14 protein-coding genes are annotated in these 15,358 nt (G+C 40.3%); 6 read left to right on the forward strand and 8 right to left on the reverse strand.

Annotated features, from left to right (window positions below; translation table 11 throughout):
- Nucleotide 1: 1 nt before the first annotated feature.
- Nucleotides 2-760: a tRNA pseudouridine(38-40) synthase TruA gene (gene truA, locus W7W_RS0109810; RefSeq protein ID WP_010663598.1), complete on the reverse strand. Its 759-nt coding sequence runs from the start codon at nt 758-760 to the stop codon at nt 2-4.
- Between the two features lie 193 nt (nt 761-953).
- Between truA and W7W_RS0109815 the strand changes: the two genes are divergently transcribed.
- From W7W_RS0109815 to W7W_RS0109830, 4 genes are all read left to right on the forward strand, one after another.
- Nucleotides 954-1,391 (forward strand): nuclear transport factor 2 family protein, encoded by a 438-nt coding sequence (locus tag W7W_RS0109815; RefSeq protein ID WP_010663599.1) that lies wholly within the window; start codon nt 954-956, stop codon nt 1,389-1,391.
- A gap of 112 nt (nt 1,392-1,503) precedes the next feature.
- The gene (locus tag W7W_RS0109820; RefSeq protein ID WP_010663600.1) at nt 1,504-1,935 is read left to right on the forward strand and encodes a hypothetical protein; all 432 of its coding nucleotides are present in this window, start codon (nt 1,504-1,506) and stop codon (nt 1,933-1,935) included.
- A 16-nt stretch (nt 1,936-1,951) separates the two neighbouring features.
- On the forward strand, nt 1,952-2,701 hold the full coding sequence (locus W7W_RS0109825) for a protein-L-isoaspartate(D-aspartate) O-methyltransferase (protein ID WP_010663601.1): 750 nt from the start codon (nt 1,952-1,954) through the stop codon (nt 2,699-2,701).
- Nucleotides 2,702-2,704: 3 nt separating this feature from the next.
- Nucleotides 2,705-3,229 (forward strand): hypothetical protein, encoded by a 525-nt coding sequence (locus tag W7W_RS0109830; protein ID WP_010663602.1) that lies wholly within the window; start codon nt 2,705-2,707, stop codon nt 3,227-3,229.
- Nucleotides 3,230-3,971: 742 nt separating this feature from the next.
- Here the strand turns inward: W7W_RS0109830 and msrA are convergent.
- A complete protein-coding gene (msrA, locus tag W7W_RS0109840; RefSeq protein WP_010663604.1) occupies nt 3,972-4,565 on the reverse strand; it encodes a peptide-methionine (S)-S-oxide reductase MsrA in 594 nt (197 codons plus the stop codon).
- A gap of 324 nt (nt 4,566-4,889) precedes the next feature.
- Here msrA and W7W_RS21990 point away from each other — a divergent pair, with 324 nt between their 5' ends.
- Together W7W_RS21990 and W7W_RS0109855 are read left to right on the forward strand one after the other, a co-directional pair.
- Entirely contained in the window at nt 4,890-6,764 is a 1,875-nt protein-coding gene (locus tag W7W_RS21990) for a YgiQ family radical SAM protein (RefSeq protein WP_010663605.1), read from the forward strand.
- A 120-nt stretch (nt 6,765-6,884) separates the two neighbouring features.
- Nucleotides 6,885-7,622: a DUF4197 domain-containing protein gene (locus tag W7W_RS0109855; RefSeq protein ID WP_010663606.1), complete on the forward strand. Its 738-nt coding sequence runs from the start codon at nt 6,885-6,887 to the stop codon at nt 7,620-7,622.
- Here the strand turns inward: W7W_RS0109855 and W7W_RS0109860 are convergent.
- From W7W_RS0109860 to W7W_RS0109885, 6 genes are all read right to left on the reverse strand, one after another.
- A complete protein-coding gene (locus W7W_RS0109860; protein ID WP_010663607.1) occupies nt 7,616-8,563 on the reverse strand; it encodes a TIGR01212 family radical SAM protein in 948 nt (315 codons plus the stop codon). The two genes, W7W_RS0109855 and W7W_RS0109860, sit on opposite strands and share 7 nt — an antisense overlap.
- A gap of 115 nt (nt 8,564-8,678) precedes the next feature.
- Nucleotides 8,679-10,604 (reverse strand): hybrid sensor histidine kinase/response regulator, encoded by a 1,926-nt coding sequence (locus tag W7W_RS0109865; RefSeq protein WP_010663608.1) that lies wholly within the window; start codon nt 10,602-10,604, stop codon nt 8,679-8,681.
- Between the two features lie 141 nt (nt 10,605-10,745).
- Nucleotides 10,746-11,513 (reverse strand): amidohydrolase, encoded by a 768-nt coding sequence (locus W7W_RS0109870; protein ID WP_010663609.1) that lies wholly within the window; start codon nt 11,511-11,513, stop codon nt 10,746-10,748.
- A 180-nt stretch (nt 11,514-11,693) separates the two neighbouring features.
- Nucleotides 11,694-13,115, reverse strand: coding sequence for a D-alanyl-D-alanine carboxypeptidase/D-alanyl-D-alanine endopeptidase (gene dacB, locus W7W_RS0109875; protein WP_234409082.1), 1,422 nt, complete (start codon nt 13,113-13,115; stop codon nt 11,694-11,696).
- Complete coding sequence (locus tag W7W_RS0109880) at nt 13,108-14,160, reverse strand: DUF6340 family protein (protein ID WP_010663611.1); 1,053 nt, start codon at nt 14,158-14,160, stop codon at nt 13,108-13,110. Before W7W_RS0109880 ends, dacB begins: the two co-directional genes overlap by 8 nt.
- Before the next feature lie 13 nt (nt 14,161-14,173).
- Nucleotides 14,174-15,337 (reverse strand): iron-containing alcohol dehydrogenase, encoded by a 1,164-nt coding sequence (locus tag W7W_RS0109885; protein ID WP_010663612.1) that lies wholly within the window; start codon nt 15,335-15,337, stop codon nt 14,174-14,176.
- Between the last annotated feature and the right edge of the window lie 21 nt (nt 15,338-15,358).

Consider the following 15,358-nt stretch of genomic DNA (forward strand, 5'->3'; position numbering starts at 1 on the left):
CTCAGACTTTTCGCCGGAACATCGCTTCCGGATATTCGATATGGGTCAGGAAAAGAGCCTGCGGGGGAGCAGAGGTCCCTGCTCCGCCCCTGTCTTTGGCTTCAATAATTTCACAAAAATCATCCACAGATAATTTTTTCCGGCCTACTTCCAATAACGTTCCCACCACGGCACGTACCATATTTCTTAAAAACCGATCTGCAGAAATGGTAAAAACATATCTTTCATCCCTTTTCTCCCAGAAAGCCTCTGTTATTCGGCAGAAATTGGTTTTGTTTCCTCCATGCAACCGGGCAAAACTGGTAAAATCATCATATTCTTTAAGCTTTTCCGCAGCAAGATTCATATAATCAAAATCCGGAATAAACCAGGGACGATGGGTCAACCCATCCAGAAAAGGATTTTTTCGGAGAACAAGGTGATATTCATAAGTTCTGGATATTGCATCGTAACGTGCATGAGCATCATCCGCCACAGGGGTAAAAGAATAAACCGCAATTCCGGAAGGCAACATGCTATTTGTTTTTTTTAGCAATACAGATTCTGTAAAGGGTAAAGGATTTGCCTCAAAATGGGCCACAAAATAGGTAGCATGTACTCCTGTATCGGTTCTGCCGGCTCCTGTAACCTTAATTTCTTCCTGTAACAGAGTTGTAAGAACCTGTTCCAGATCCTGCTGAACAGTTACTGCATTGGGTTGCTTTTGCCAACCGTGAAAATTGGCTCCGTTGTATGCCAACTCTATAAAGTACCTTGCCATTTTGTTGATAATTGTTTGAATTATTCCACAAAGAAAAGATTTTCCTTTGATACCAGACCAATCAGATTAATTCATATACCATCTGAAGTAAAAAAAGCCACTGCTCATTGACAGATTATTCCGCTTTTCGTAACTTTTAAAACCGGGAAGAATTAACCTGCCGGGGCCAAAAAAACCATAAAAACCAATAATTATGGACAATACCAAGCCCGTTGACAGCACCACGAAAACAATTCGGGAAATTGAGAAAATTCTCCAAACTCTTTTACAATCTCAGGAAAAAGGAGATATTGAAAGCTTTTCCAATTGTTTCTTTCACGCTTCTTCTGTCGTTCATATAGGGACAGATGTGGATGAATATTTTACCTCCTGGCGGGACTATCTGCACTGGATTGATGATTTTCTTATCTCCCGTAAGGGGCATGAAATTAACGCTCAGAATACCCGAATCAGGCTCAATGAAGAACAAAATACCGCCTGGTATTCACAACTCATCGATACCTGTTACGAAACAAAGGGTGAAATTACCCGCATTGAAGGCTTCAGGCACACGGGTGTCATAATAAAAACAAATAATGGCTGGAAAATTGTACAAAGTCATGTTTCAGCACCATTGATTACGGAATCCTGAAAATCCATACAGACATTTATTAAAACAAATTTTCAAATAAAGGTCAGAAAGTCCATTGCCTATTCTATGGCTTTTATTTGCAATTCAATCAAACACAACAAAACACAGTAGTATGAAAAAACAAGTTGGAATTTGGATGAACACTGACAAAGCAGTGTTGGTGAGTTTAATGAACGGAAAAGAAGAAAAAATCCAAACCATTGAATCGGACGTTGAGACACGTTCTCACAATCCGCGGGAAATGAAGCCCGGTTCACGTACCGGCTCCATACTCATGGATGTGGATAAAAAAATGACCCAGCGCAAAACCCATCAGTTGCACGATTATTTTGAAAAAGTTATTCATTCAATAGCCTCAGATACAGGTGAAATATTTATATTCGGACCAGCAAATACAAAAAAGCATTTTGAAAAAGAGTTGAAAAAGCATGCTCAGTTTCATTCTATGAAGCTGGAACTGGAATCAGCAGATAAAATGACCCAGCCACAAATGATTGCCAGAATTAAGAATCATTTTGTGAAAAACGGTAATCATAAAAGTTAATTAGTCTATTAAGCTTATGCAAAAGAGATCTTATAATATCATTTTCAATGCCTGCCTGAAAAAGGCAGGCATGCTTTTGTTTTTCCTTCTACTTCCGGCTAATTCTGTTTTTATGCAAAGTAATGAAAATCATCCTTATCAGGAGCAACAGGAAGCGATGGTCCGGAATCAGATAATTGCAAGAGGCATCAAATCCAAAACGGTTACTGACGCCATGCGCAAAGTCCCCAGACATATGTTTGTTCCTTATAATACCAGGACCTTTGCTTATAATGATCAGCCGTTACCCATCGGTCATAACCAAACCATTTCTCAGCCTTACATTGTTGCCTATATGACCGAAGCATTAGACGCTAAAGCTGGGGATAAAGTATTGGAAATAGGAACAGGCTCAGGTTATCAGGCGGCCATATTGGCAGAAATGGGTATTGAGGTTTATACCATTGAGATTATCCCGGAACTTGCGGAAACAGCAAAAAGAAACCTGAAAAGAACCGGTTACAACAATGTTAACACCCGGCTGGGAGATGGCTATGCAGGATGGCCTGATGAGGCGCCGTTTGATGCAATCATCATTACTGCAGCTCCTGAAACCATCCCTCAGGCTCTGGTTGAACAGTTAAAGACAGGAGGAACCATGATTTTGCCCGTGGGTCCCAGAGAGAGTACTCAGTCGTTGAAAAAAGTAGTTAAGAGGTCGAAAGGTATCAGACAAACCACTCTTTTACCGGTTCGTTTTGTACCTATGATACGGTCTTACAATTAATGTATGAACTGGGAAGAAGAACTGAATATTCTGCTTGAGGAACGGAGCATCTCACAAATTGTCGAATACCTGCTCAGGTCACCTGACGAAATATCACGACTTGTAGGGATCACAAAGCACGAGAGTGAAAAAATTGCCTGGCGTGCAGCCTGGGTGTTAGATCATCTGAATATGCAAGCCCCATGTTTAGCAGCACCTTTTTACCCGGAATTCTTGCAAATCCTAAAAAAGACGCATTTTAACGGAGTGCGCAGGTCCTTGCTAAAGGTCATAATAACTGCTCCGACGGTAATTAAAGAAGACGGTGAATTACTGGATCTTTGTTTCAGGTGGATTGTTTCCCCTGTTATCCCAATTGCTGTCAGAGCTCATTCTATACAATATGTCTATGATTTGTTACCCGAATATCCGGAATTGGAAAATGAATTTAGACATAGTCTCCGGTCAGCCCTGGATGCCGGGAGTAAAGGAGTAAAAGCCAAGGCTGGAAAGATTTTATCCAGCCTTGACAAATCGACACTACGTTAAATTCTTCCTAACAACTATTAAAGTGCCATTTACACAATCACAATCACGCAGCTCAACTCTCTGTTTATAAGAGTCTTGCGTTGCTGGATTTCTGCGTTTAGACTTTTTAAACGCCTCATCGACTGTTGGTAGTCCGTCCGCTAAATAGAGTCTGTCCATAAAGTACCACTTGCTGCGTAACGCTTGCCACTGGCACTTTCTGGCCGGACACATGACTTTTTATAAACTTTCCCGACTTTATAGACGGGCACTAAATAGTGTTTGTCTATAAAGTCCAACTTCTGCGTTGTTGCTCAAAATCTAAATCCTCAAATACATTAGTATTCTGTGGTTTAGATTTTTCACACGCCTTGAATTTGAACGTTCTATCTCAAACACTTGAAAAACGCTTAGTTTATGGACAGACTCTAACCTGATTAATTCATAAATTATCTATTGCAATGTTCAACTACCTGCTAAATTCAGGTATCCTCAATAAAATTGACTCGAAAATAGTTCACTATTTCCTTCATCAATTTTCTCTGCGGTTGCCAGAATTTATTGATATTTGAACATCTCATAACGAAGATTCATGAATAAATCAGGCTAAATAGTGTTTCAAATATTTTTCTTTCATTTTTTCTTTCTGCAAGGCAAAATTTTAAAGCATTGCCATAGCTACAGTGCAAAATTTCAACGATGCAGGGAGGAAAAAGGGAGGTGAAATATGAAATAATATTTTGTGATCGCACTACGAGTGCTGCTATTTTAATTTCTGCCGAAATTTCTCCCTGAACTTTTTCAATTTAGGATTAATAACAACCTGGCAATAAGGTTGATTGGAATTATTTTCAAAATAGTTCTGATGGGATTTTTCTGCGATAAAAAAATCACCGGCCGGACTAATTTCCGTTACTACAGGTTTGTCATAAACTTCCTGACGCTTCAGTTCCTCTATAACTTCTTCAGCTTCCTGCTTTTGATGTTCAGAATTGTAAAATATTACCGACCGGTATTGTGTACCAACATCGGCCCCCTGCCTGTTCAGTGTTGTGGGGTCGTGTACTGAAAAAAATACAGAAAGTATTTCTTTGTAAGAAATCACCCCAGGATCAAAAAAGACCCGAACCACTTCTGCATGTCCGGTAAGCCCGGAACAAACCTTCCGATAAGTGGGATTGGCAATTTTTCCGCCGCTGTAGCCTGATTCAACTTTAGTAACTCCTTTTAATTCCTCAAAAACAGCTTCAATACACCAGAAACATCCTCCACCTAAAATGGCGGTCTCCTCTTTATTATTTGCCTGTATCATAATACTTAACTGGATTATCAATGTTAATAAAAATAATTTCTTCATTCGTTTTCAATTTTGGGTTATCACAATCCTGATGATTAAAACGTACCTCACTACTTAGAGTCCGTCTATAAAGTCGGGAAAGTTTACAAAAGTCATGTGTTTTGTCAGAAAGTGACAGTTGCAAGGCTTGCGAAGCCGCCAAAAACGGAGTTTACTTGAGTAAATGAGTGTTTTGGCTGCAAGCGTAACGACGCAAATGGTACTTTACGGACAGACACTACTTAAACTAAAAAAGATAGCAGTTGGTTCAAAGCAATAAACCAGATCAAAACCTATATCTTTGCAAAAAAAGGTTTGCAAAACAAGCACAACATAACAAATTGGTTGCCCACAACGGCGAAAGAAGTGAAAGAACACGGCTGGGATGAGCTGGATGTTATTCTGTTTTCCGGTGATGCCTATGTTGACCATCCCTCTTTTGGAGCTGCGGTAATCGGTCGTGTACTCCTGGATATGGGACTCCGGGTTGCCATAGTTCCTCAACCCAACTGGCGTGATGATCTGAGAGATTTCAAAAAGCTTGGAATTCCACGGTTATTTTTCGGAGTTACAGCAGGCAACATGGATTCCATGGTCAATCATTACACTGCAGGAAAGCGTCTGCGGTCGAATGATGCTTATACTCCCGGCGGAAAATCAGGATTCCGACCCGACTATGCGACTGTTGTCTATACCAATATTCTGAAAGACCTTTATCCCGACATTCCTGTAATTCTGGGAGGGATCGAAGCCTCTTTGAGACGATTCACCCATTATGATTACTGGAAAAACGAATTAAAGCCCAATATTCTCACCTGGAGTAAGGCAGATATGCTGATTTACGGGATGGGTGAACAACCGCTCGAACAAATAGTTAGACTCCTCCGAAAAGGTGTCCCGGTGGAAAGTCTGAATACAATTCCGCAGACTGCTGTTTTGCAGGACAAAGATTCCTCTTTGCCAAAAAACAAAAATTGGGAGGACATCGAACTTTTCTCTCATGAAGAATGTCTGAACGACAAGTCAAGGTTTGCCCAAAACTTTAAACATATTGAAGAAGAATCCAACAGAATGCACCCTGCCCGGTTACATCAGGTCTGTGAAGAGAAAAGAATCGTTGTCAATCCGGCCCTGCCCCCTTTAAAAGAGAAGGAAGTTGACTATTCATTCAACCTTCCCTACACAAGACTTCCGCATCCACGGTATCATAACAAAGGAGCAATTCCTGCTTTTGATATGATAAAATACTCCGTAAATCTTCATCGGGGTTGTTTTGGAGGATGCAGCTTTTGTACCATTTCGGCCCATCAGGGGAAATTTATCAGTTCCAGATCGGAGCAATCAATCCTGAAAGAAGTTCAGCAAATTGCTGAAGAAGAAGATTTCAAAGGAATCATCTCTGATTTGGGAGGGCCCAGTGCCAATATGTATAAGATGCAGGGGATTGATGTGAGTATCTGTGAGAAATGTAAAAGACCCTCCTGTATCTTCCCCTCAGTCTGCAAAAATCTTAATACATCGCATCAGCCACTTATTGAAATATACCGAAAAGCAGATCAAATTCCCGGGATAAGAAAAACCTTTATTGGCAGTGGTGTACGTTATGATATGCTGCTCAATGAGAGTGCATCTGATGAGGAGAAAAAATCTCATCAGGTTTATCTGAAAGAGCTTTTGACAAAACATGTATCCGGACGCCTTAAGGTAGCTCCTGAACATACATCAGACAAAGTACTGAAGACCATGCGTAAGCCATCTTTCGGGCTTTTCAAAAGATTTACGCACAAGTTTCAAAAAATCAATGAGGAATCGGGGCTTAACCAGCAAATCATTCCCTATTTCATCTCCAGCCATCCTGCATGTGAAGAAAGAGATATGGCTTTACTTGCAGCCGAAACAAAATCGCTGAATTTCAATCTGGAACAGGTTCAGGATTTTACCCCTACGCCCATGACTTTGGCTACCGTGATGTACTACACCGGACTGGATCCGTATAATATGAAAAAAGTATATGTTGCACGCAAAAAAGAAGAAAAAACGGGCCAAAGGCAGTATTTCTTCTGGTATAAGCCCCAAATGCGTCAACAATTGGAAAAGAAAATCAGAAACTCAGGATGGTTTGATATATTAAAGATTCTGTTTCCCGATAAACAAACAGATATCTCCTCAGTGAAGAAACAAAACCATTTTAAAAAGAAGAAAACTTCCCGAAAGAGATAGAATTCCTGAAAATCCGATTGCTATACAAACCAGGATCATTACCTGAATACAAGAATCCCTGACGATGACACGGGCATTTTTACTATATTTGTTAGAACAACTTCTAAATCCATTTATATTATGAAACGAATTCTACTCCCTATATTCTTAGTGGTAATCACCAGTTGTGCAGAACTGGCTCAAATTGCCAAAGAAATTGACACCAGCCGGCCACTTACACAAACTGAAGTAATCAGTGGTCTAAAACAAGCATTGACCATAGGCGCCGATTCCGCTGCATCTGAACTTTCTGCAACCAATGGCTACTATCTCGATCAACTGGTAAAAATTACCCTTCCACCTGAAGCATCAGTCGTCACAGAAAATATTTCTAAACTTCCCGGGGGAGATAAATTGGTGGAAGATGTAATTTTACGCATTAACCGTTCTGCGGAAGATGCTGCCCAAGAAGCTGCACCGGTTTTTGCCAGAGCTGTTACAGGCATGACCATCCAGGATGGCTTTAACATCCTCAGAGGTGAAAAAGATGCTGCCACACAGTATTTGAAAACACAAACCTACCAGGAACTCTACAATCTTTATCAACCAAAAATCAAGAAGAGTCTGGATAAGGAAATTGTCGGAAACATTTCTACCAATGAGTCATGGAACACTCTTACCGGTCAATGGAACCGGGTTGCCGGTTCTATTGTAGGGAAAATGGCCAACCTTGATGTCATAGAAACTGATTTGGACAGGTATCTGACCGAAAAAGCCCTGAACGGCCTGTTTTTGAAGCTTGCTTTGGAGGAAGAAATAATCAGAGAAGATCCAAAGGCCAGGGTAACTGCATTGCTTAAGAGAGTATTTGGTCAATAAGCATTGAATAACCTTCCCTGCCAGGTATTTCTGGCCAGCATCCGCTTGCGCACAATTTCCACAACCTGAAAGTTTTTTAATCCCCAACGGGGTGCAAGAAGCAAATTATAAGGTGCCTGACTGGCCAGCCGTTCCACCACAATGGAGGGATTCAGCCGCTCCAGAAAATCAATGACAATTTCAATATATTCATCCGGGTCAAGTACCCTGTACCCATCCGGATTGGACTGAAACTTTTTCCCCAAAGCAGATCCTTTTACATATTGAAGTTGATGAAGTTTCAGATAATTCAGTGGGAGTCCGGATAAAACATCTGCATGAGACAACATCACCTCATTGGATTCTCCGGGGAGTCCCATAATTAAATGGCCTCCAATCGGCAATCCAGCTTCATTTAGTTTCAAAATGGCCTCCCGGGTCTCCTCAAAAGTGTGTCCCCTATTTACTATTTTTAAGGTTTCTTCATTGGTCGATTCAATGCCCAGTTCCACCACCACATAATAATCCTTTTGCAATTTCATAAAATACTCTATCAACTCATCAGGGAGACAATCGGGACGTGTGCCCACCACCAAACCGACAATTCCAGGATGCTTCAAAGCTTCTTCATACATTTGCTCCAACTGATCCAATGGTCCGTAAGTATTGGTGTATGCCTGAAAATAAGCAAGATACAATTGCTCCGGGTACCTGTCACGAAAAAAAGAGATTCCCGTATTGAGTTGATTGGTGATGCTCATCCCGGGCTCGCAGTAATCGGGATTAAACGTATTGTTATTACAAAAGGTGCACCCTCCTGTTCCTCTGCTTCCATCCCGATTGGGACAGGTAAAACCCACATTTAAAGAAAGTTTTTGAACGCGGTTGTTGAATTTATTGCGTAAAAAATTACTGTAATCGTTGAATGGATTGTTGTGGCCCCACAAGTATTTTTCAGACATGAAACGCTTTTTGTGGCAAAGATAAAGAAAAAAATTACCTGGTTTTTTATCTACGGTTTAAGTACTAATCAACCAACAAAAAGAAAATATCAGGCGAAACCAGAACCAAAAAGCGTCAATGATTAATATCCAGGGATTTATTAATACAATTGACCAGTTTTTCACGGGAAATTGGTTTACTTACAACATCACGTAGTCCGTTTTCTGCAATTTTTATATTTTTTTCTTGTTCTGTGTGGTTTGTAAGTCCAAGAATGACAACATTCGGATTCATGCTTTTAAGCTGTCTTCCTATCCTTTCTCCTTCATTATCACGTAAATTCAAATCCAGAAGAATTAAGTCAATATTGCCATGCTCACGACAGGTTTTAATTGTCTGAACAGCTGTGGATGCTCTAAAAATACGCATATTATCACCGAACTCCCGAAAAATAATTTCACGGGTAAGAATAAACTCCATTTCATCGACTCCTGCAATTAGCAAACTGTATTGATTTGCAGTTGAGAAACTTCCACCAATATATTTTTTTTCAGATGAATCGGATGAATCATCTTTTCTCATCCATAGGTCAAAATAAAAAACAGAACCCTTCCCCGGGCTAGAATCAACCATTATACGGCTCCCCATTTTATCGATAATTCTTGAAGCAATAGTCAGCCCAAGCCCGTTACCACCAAAGGCTCTTGTTGCTCCACTATCGGTTTGATAAAATGGTTGAAAAATAAGGCTCTGCATTTCAGGAGCAATTCCTACTCCAGAATCTTCAACATAAAACCTGATATTATCATTATTTTTTAAACAGCCAAAATGAATGTTTCCCTCTTTTGTAAATTTAACGGCATTAGACAAAAGATTTTCCATCACCTGTCTCAACCGCGCAGAGTCAAGATAAACGGTTGCATTCTCAAATTCGGGTTCAATCACGGGTTTATTCATTTTAACCCGGCTTCCTGTAGCGTCAGCAAATGATTTATACAGAGACATCAGAAATCCGGGTAAACGAATCGGGCTTTTTTTCAAAACCACATTATTCGTTTCCATTTTACTGATATCCATTATATCATCCACAATCCCTAACAACCGGTGGGTGGACTCTATGACAATCTGAAGATATGAATTACGCTTATCATCAGGCGTATCCGACATCTTTGCCAACTCGGAAAAACCGAGAATGGCATTCATGGGCGTCCGAATTTCATGGGACATGTTTTGCAAAAATGCAGCTTTTAGCACTTCACTTTCCCTGGCTTTCTGCCTGATGTCAATAAGTTCCTGATCGCACTTCTTTTTCTCCGTAATATCTTCTTTTACCGCAATAAAATGAGTGTTTATTCCTTCAGGATCAAAAACCGGAACAATAGATGCTTTTTCAAAAAATAATTCCCCATTACTCCTTTTATTAATAAACTCCCCTTTCCAAACAGCCCCCGTTTTAATAGTTTTCCATAACTTTACATAATCATCAGGTGGAACCAGACCGGATTTGAGTAATCCGGGCTTTTTACCAATCACTTCATCAGCGGTATAACCCGAAAGATCTGTAAAGACATCATTCACATACTCAATAGTCCCATCATCATCTGTAATCATAACAGAAACAGGGCTATGTTTCAGTGCTTCTGAAAATATTCTGAAATCAACTTCACTTCCGGGAGACGCAAAGTTCCCTTCAAAAGTTTTTTCTTCTTTATTTGGATGAACTGATTCTCTGCCCCCCAAAGACGTTACCGTAGTGATTATTATAGAATCATTAAGAATTTTACTTTCAAACTTCAAATTTCTTTGTTGATCAATAAACGTACGAACCCCATCCTCCTGTTTTTGCCATAACTCAGCCAAAAATGAAAAGAAATCAGATTTTTCTGATTTGGACTGATTTTTTTGGAGAAAATCTGATAAATCCGGATACAGACGCCTAAATTCCTTGTTGGCATCAGTTTTATCAAATTTCAAAACCTGATCATCCTCATCAGTTATAACCTTATGGCACACTGATGCAACCGGTAATTTATCAAATATTTCCTGATACAAGTTGTCCATAAATCAACTGTGATACTCTCTTTTTTAGTAATAGCTGTCTATCTAACCTGACTCATTCCTAAATCAGTTAGTTATTCAAACAATAACGGAATTTTGGAACAATTTGTTACTATTTACAAGCAGAAAACTCACTTTTCAAATTCAGTCATCAATCTCAAAAAAATCCCGATCTTTCCATACAGGAAATTTTTCTCTGAAAGCGTTTAATTTTTCTCTGTCCAGGTCTGCATAAAGAATGTTCGCATTCATTGGTGAAACCCTTGAAACAATATCTCCTTTAGGAGAAAACACCACTGAGCCCCCCTGATATTCAATCCCCGGTGCCTTTCCTGTTCTGTTCACACCCAAAACATAACATTGATTCTCAATAGCTCTTGCTTTCAAAAGTGTATTCCAGACATCCTGTCTCACGGCGGGCCAGTTGGCCACATAAATCAGGATATCATAATCATTCTGGCTACGACTCCACACAGGAAACCGAAGATCATAACAAACCTGAGGCATAATATGCCATTTGCCCAAAGGAAATATTCTCCTTTCCCGTCCAGGGAGGTAATGGTTCTGTTCCTCGCTCATCCTAAATAAATGGCGCTTGTTGTAAAATTCCACATCCCTTGCAGGAGAAGCAAAATAAAATCGGTTGTAAAATCCGTTATCTCCCTGAGCAATTGAGCTTCCTGCAATGGCAAATTGAAATTTCTCCGACATCATTTGCATCCACCGGGGAATCTCTTTTAAAGCAGAAACAGAAAATTTTTCCGGATTCATTGTGAACCCGGTTGAAAACATCTCCGGCAAAACGACCAGTGAGAGGTCACTTTCCAGTTTCTCAAAAAGGGTTTCAAACATTCTGAGATTTCTGTCAATATTCTCCCAGTGTAAATCGGGTTGCAATAAGGCTACTATCATAAATCGGAATTTTAACAATTCATAACCACAATTTGTCCCAAACCAAAAGTGTGCTAATCATTTTCCCAAAGATATATCATCCCTTAAACCCTGAATTTCCTGCCAAAGTCAGCCCCTATAAAGCCAGCCATGTTGTTCAAAAGATTTATTCAGCAGATAATTATTCTCAAACTAATTACCTTAAAGATTCAGGAACAAATCGTTCATGTACTGTTCCACCACATCTTTTGCTTCATTGGTTTCGAGACCGTGATGGTTAAGAATTATGGAAAAAGCAAAGGCTTCGGCATCATTGGGAAAATAATATCCGGCATAGCCGAGAATATCTTCCATGGAACCACTCTTGCCATAGATTTTACCATGCAACAGTGGATTTCGCCACATATATTTCAATGTGCCGGAGCAACCATTCCTGGATAAGGATTCCATAAAACAGGGGTATTGCCGGCTTTTCTGATAAATATACTCCAACATCCCAACCAAAAAGGAGGATGACATCTTATTAATCGGGGATAGCCCGCTGCCATCCTTAATTGAAAGATAAGCATTTCCGGTTTTATCTCTCCAGAGCTGGTCTATCTCCAACAAACCTCTGTCCCAAACCGAAGTGAGAGAATCATCTCTTTCAAGACCAATGGAAAGGAGCAGGTGATCGGCAAAGAGATTAATACTTTTTTGGTTGGTTTTTTTAATTATTTCTGACAAGGAGGGAGAGTTTATCACTCCAATTATTCTGCTGTTAGTTCTCCAATTATCCTGTTTAATTGATTCAATCGGGATGCGATTATTATGTCCCAAAAGTTCCAGAACTTCATAGCCAAATGTCATTCCGGGGTTTGGAAGAGCACCTTTTACAGTAAATGATTTACGACCGGCAGGAATGGAACCTCTGATTTGCCACTCTTTTTGACCCGGAACCCCGTAAATATAAGCACTGTCTTTATTGTGTGACGCGGATCTTACGTAGCTTTTGAATGAAATATTGTTTTGAGGAGGACTCACGGCAATGACTTCACAGATTTCTCCCACCTGAGCCGGAGATTGCAGCACCAATTCAAAAGTATTATCCCGCCATGAAAGACCTGATGGAGGTGCCCCGTAATAATTCCCCATATCTTCCCAAAGCCGTTTTGATGGAAATCTGAACGGGTCAAAACAAACATCATCCAAGAAGATCTTCCCTGAGATACCATCAATACCCTCTTTTTTAAAAAAATTTTCTATTTGTTGAAGCACATCATCCGGACTCCTATCCTTAAAATATTTAGATCCAAGAGTGGGATCACCTGAACCTTCAATGATTAAATTACCTTGAAGAATTCCGTTTTGGACAGGTCCCGAAATAAAAAAACGTGTCGAATATTGAAAATCCGGCCCAAACTGCTCAAGTGCGGTTGCTGTGGTTACCAGTTTCATCAGACTGGCAGAAATCATTGCCTTTTCGGCATTCTGCGAGACTAGCGTTTCACCAGTTTTTAAATTTCTTACAAGAATTGAATAAGAAGAATGAATTGGAAGCCTGGTCATCAAATTCTGAGGCACCAAAGGAACTGAGACAAAGATGAGCAATAAAATCAATATTCCGATAAAACGCTTATTCATAGATTCCATATTGTTTGTCAAGCTTCTTCTTTTCCTGAAGTCTTGTTGAAAGCTCAATATAGTAATCTTTTGCCATCTTCTGCTCATAACCGTTCATGCCAAGTCCGCCATCTTCCTGAAAACCCTCCAAAGCTCTGTATGCCCAGGATGTGGCTTCCAAAAAATTTCCTATTATTTCCTGCGACAAAGCCAGATTGTATGCAGCCCGGGCTTTTTGTTTCTTCTTTCCGTTTTCATAAATAAAATACCAGATTCTTCCGGCCTCTTCCCAGTCACCACGATTAACATAGGTCTGAGCATCATAAAACAACGGATGTCCTTTTTTAAAGAAGTACCGGGTTTCACTTTGCCAGGTAGGAGAAATATACTCTGAATATTGGGCACCTGAGTAAAGAGCAGCTTCATTCAAAGCATTTCGTATGGTTGGAAGATTTTCAACAGAATTTCCCAAAGTAAGTCCTGCCCCATCCCAAAAGATTGTATCCCTCTGCAAATGCACGTCAAGAATGTCGTTGGAAAGATTATTGTGGATTTTCCAATAAGCAGTAGTCCTTGCATCTAAGGTAGCATAGTACTGACCTTCAACATCAATCACATTGATAACCGTGCCATATTCATAATGACCAAGTTCAATTACAGCCTGCGCATTGAATTTTGCACAAAGAGAGTCCACAACAAAGGGAGAAAGCTGTGCCATCGGCTCTCCTTTCTCCGGAGAATTCAACGGATGATTTACTATATAAACCGAATCAAAAAAAGCCTTTGACTGTAACGATTCAACAAGTGATTGGTTGATCTGCATTCCAAAATCTTCCACAAAAATAGAATCGATTGTATATTCCATTTTTGGGACCTTAATTTTGTGAATTCCTTTGTCTTCAGGTCTAAAAGGATAAGCATTGTCCACTACTACCACCGAGGCTATCTCAACTGGTATGGCCACCTTGGCAGGCTTAAGCACATCCAGCTCAATGGTTGAATAAGAAATACAGCCCGGCAATAAAAATATCAAACCGGGTAAAATCCATTTTTTGATTCGGTTCATAATAATAGAAGTATTACAAAGCTCTGTTTAGAATGGCAACCACATCATCAGCATTCAATCGTCTGAAAGAGCCAATTTTACCAAATATACAAGCTTTTTTACCCATATCGTCGAAATGATCACCCGGAATTTGTGCATCCGTGAGGGTTGCGGGCATTCCTAAGGAATTGAAAAACGCACGAACTGCATTGATTCCCTTTTCTGCGGCTTTCATATCATCCACTTCTTCTACGTCCCACACATTTCGTGCCATTTGAGCAAACTTAGGCGCGGTTTCTTCATTCAGCACATACTGCATCCAAATAGGATGAATAATGGCCAGTCCGGCACCGTGTGTAAGATCATAAATAGCACTTACTTCGTGTTCAATGCCATGAGTGGCCCAATCGCCCGTCTTTTTTCCGGTTAATGTCAGACCATTCAATGCGAGACTACCTGCCCACAGCAAATTGGCACGTGCTTCATAATTTTCGGGTTCTTCAAGAGCTATTGGCCCGTATTTGATACAAGTTTTCAAGATGGACTCGGCAATCGTATCCTGCACAAAAGTTCCCTCACCCGGAGCAAAATAATTCTCAAAGATATGGCTCATGATGTCCACAGTACCTGCGGCTGTGTGGTACTTATTCACCGAAAACGTATACGTGGGATCCAACACTGAAAATTTTGGAATTAACAGCGGACTTCCCATCCCTCGTTTTTCCTGTGTCTCTTCATTGGTAATTACAGCGTTTCCATTCATTTCTGAACCGGTTGCAGCCAGCGTAAGAACGGTCCCTAGTGGCAGGGGATTTTCAACACGGGCTTTTTGCATGGGAAAATCCCAGGCATCTCCATCATAACTAACTGCTGCAGCAATTGCCTTGGAGGCGTCGATGACACTCCCACCTCCAATCGCCAGAATAAAGTCAATATTGTTCTCGCGGCAAAGTTTTACTCCTTCCCGAACAGAGGTTACACGGGGATTAGGTTGAATACCTGGTAATTCAACGAAAAACAGATCATTTTCCTTCAGTTGTTTTACCACCTGATCATACAAGCCGATTCGTTTCACAGAACCCCCTCCGTAAGTCAGTAAAACTCTTGATCCATAAGCTTTGATCTCTTTGGCTGTTTCGGTTACTTTCTCTTTCCCAAATAATATTTTTGTAGGGACGTGATAATTGAAATTTTGCATATCGTTAAGTTTTTCCATTTC

Origin of the sequence: Marinilabilia salmonicolor JCM 21150 (assembly GCF_000259075.1) — a bacterium.
Taxonomy (GTDB): Bacteria; Bacteroidota; Bacteroidia; order Bacteroidales; family Marinilabiliaceae; genus Marinilabilia; species Marinilabilia salmonicolor.

Bases quoted from the DNA above. Each gene is read 5' to 3' on its own strand.
- truA (WP_010663598.1), bottom strand. From the start codon at position 760: ATGGCAAGGTACTTTATAGAGTTGGCATACAACGGAGCCAATTTTCAC.
- W7W_RS0109815 (WP_010663599.1), top strand. From the start codon at position 954: ATGGACAATACCAAGCCCGTTGACAGCACCACGAAAACAATTCGGGAA.
- W7W_RS0109820 (WP_010663600.1), top strand. From the start codon at position 1,504: ATGAAAAAACAAGTTGGAATTTGGATGAACACTGACAAAGCAGTGTTG.
- W7W_RS0109825 (WP_010663601.1), top strand. From the start codon at position 1,952: ATGCAAAAGAGATCTTATAATATCATTTTCAATGCCTGCCTGAAAAAG.
- W7W_RS0109830 (WP_010663602.1), top strand. From the start codon at position 2,705: ATGAACTGGGAAGAAGAACTGAATATTCTGCTTGAGGAACGGAGCATC.
- msrA (WP_010663604.1), bottom strand. From the start codon at position 4,565: ATGAAGAAATTATTTTTATTAACATTGATAATCCAGTTAAGTATTATG.
- W7W_RS0109855 (WP_010663606.1), top strand. From the start codon at position 6,885: ATGAAACGAATTCTACTCCCTATATTCTTAGTGGTAATCACCAGTTGT.
- W7W_RS0109860 (WP_010663607.1), bottom strand. From the start codon at position 8,563: ATGTCTGAAAAATACTTGTGGGGCCACAACAATCCATTCAACGATTAC.
- W7W_RS0109865 (WP_010663608.1), bottom strand. From the start codon at position 10,604: ATGGACAACTTGTATCAGGAAATATTTGATAAATTACCGGTTGCATCA.
- W7W_RS0109870 (WP_010663609.1), bottom strand. From the start codon at position 11,513: ATGATAGTAGCCTTATTGCAACCCGATTTACACTGGGAGAATATTGAC.
- dacB (WP_234409082.1), bottom strand. From the start codon at position 13,115: ATGAATAAGCGTTTTATCGGAATATTGATTTTATTGCTCATCTTTGTC.
- W7W_RS0109880 (WP_010663611.1), bottom strand. From the start codon at position 14,160: ATGAACCGAATCAAAAAATGGATTTTACCCGGTTTGATATTTTTATTG.
- W7W_RS0109885 (WP_010663612.1), bottom strand. From the start codon at position 15,337: ATGCAAAATTTCAATTATCACGTCCCTACAAAAATATTATTTGGGAAA.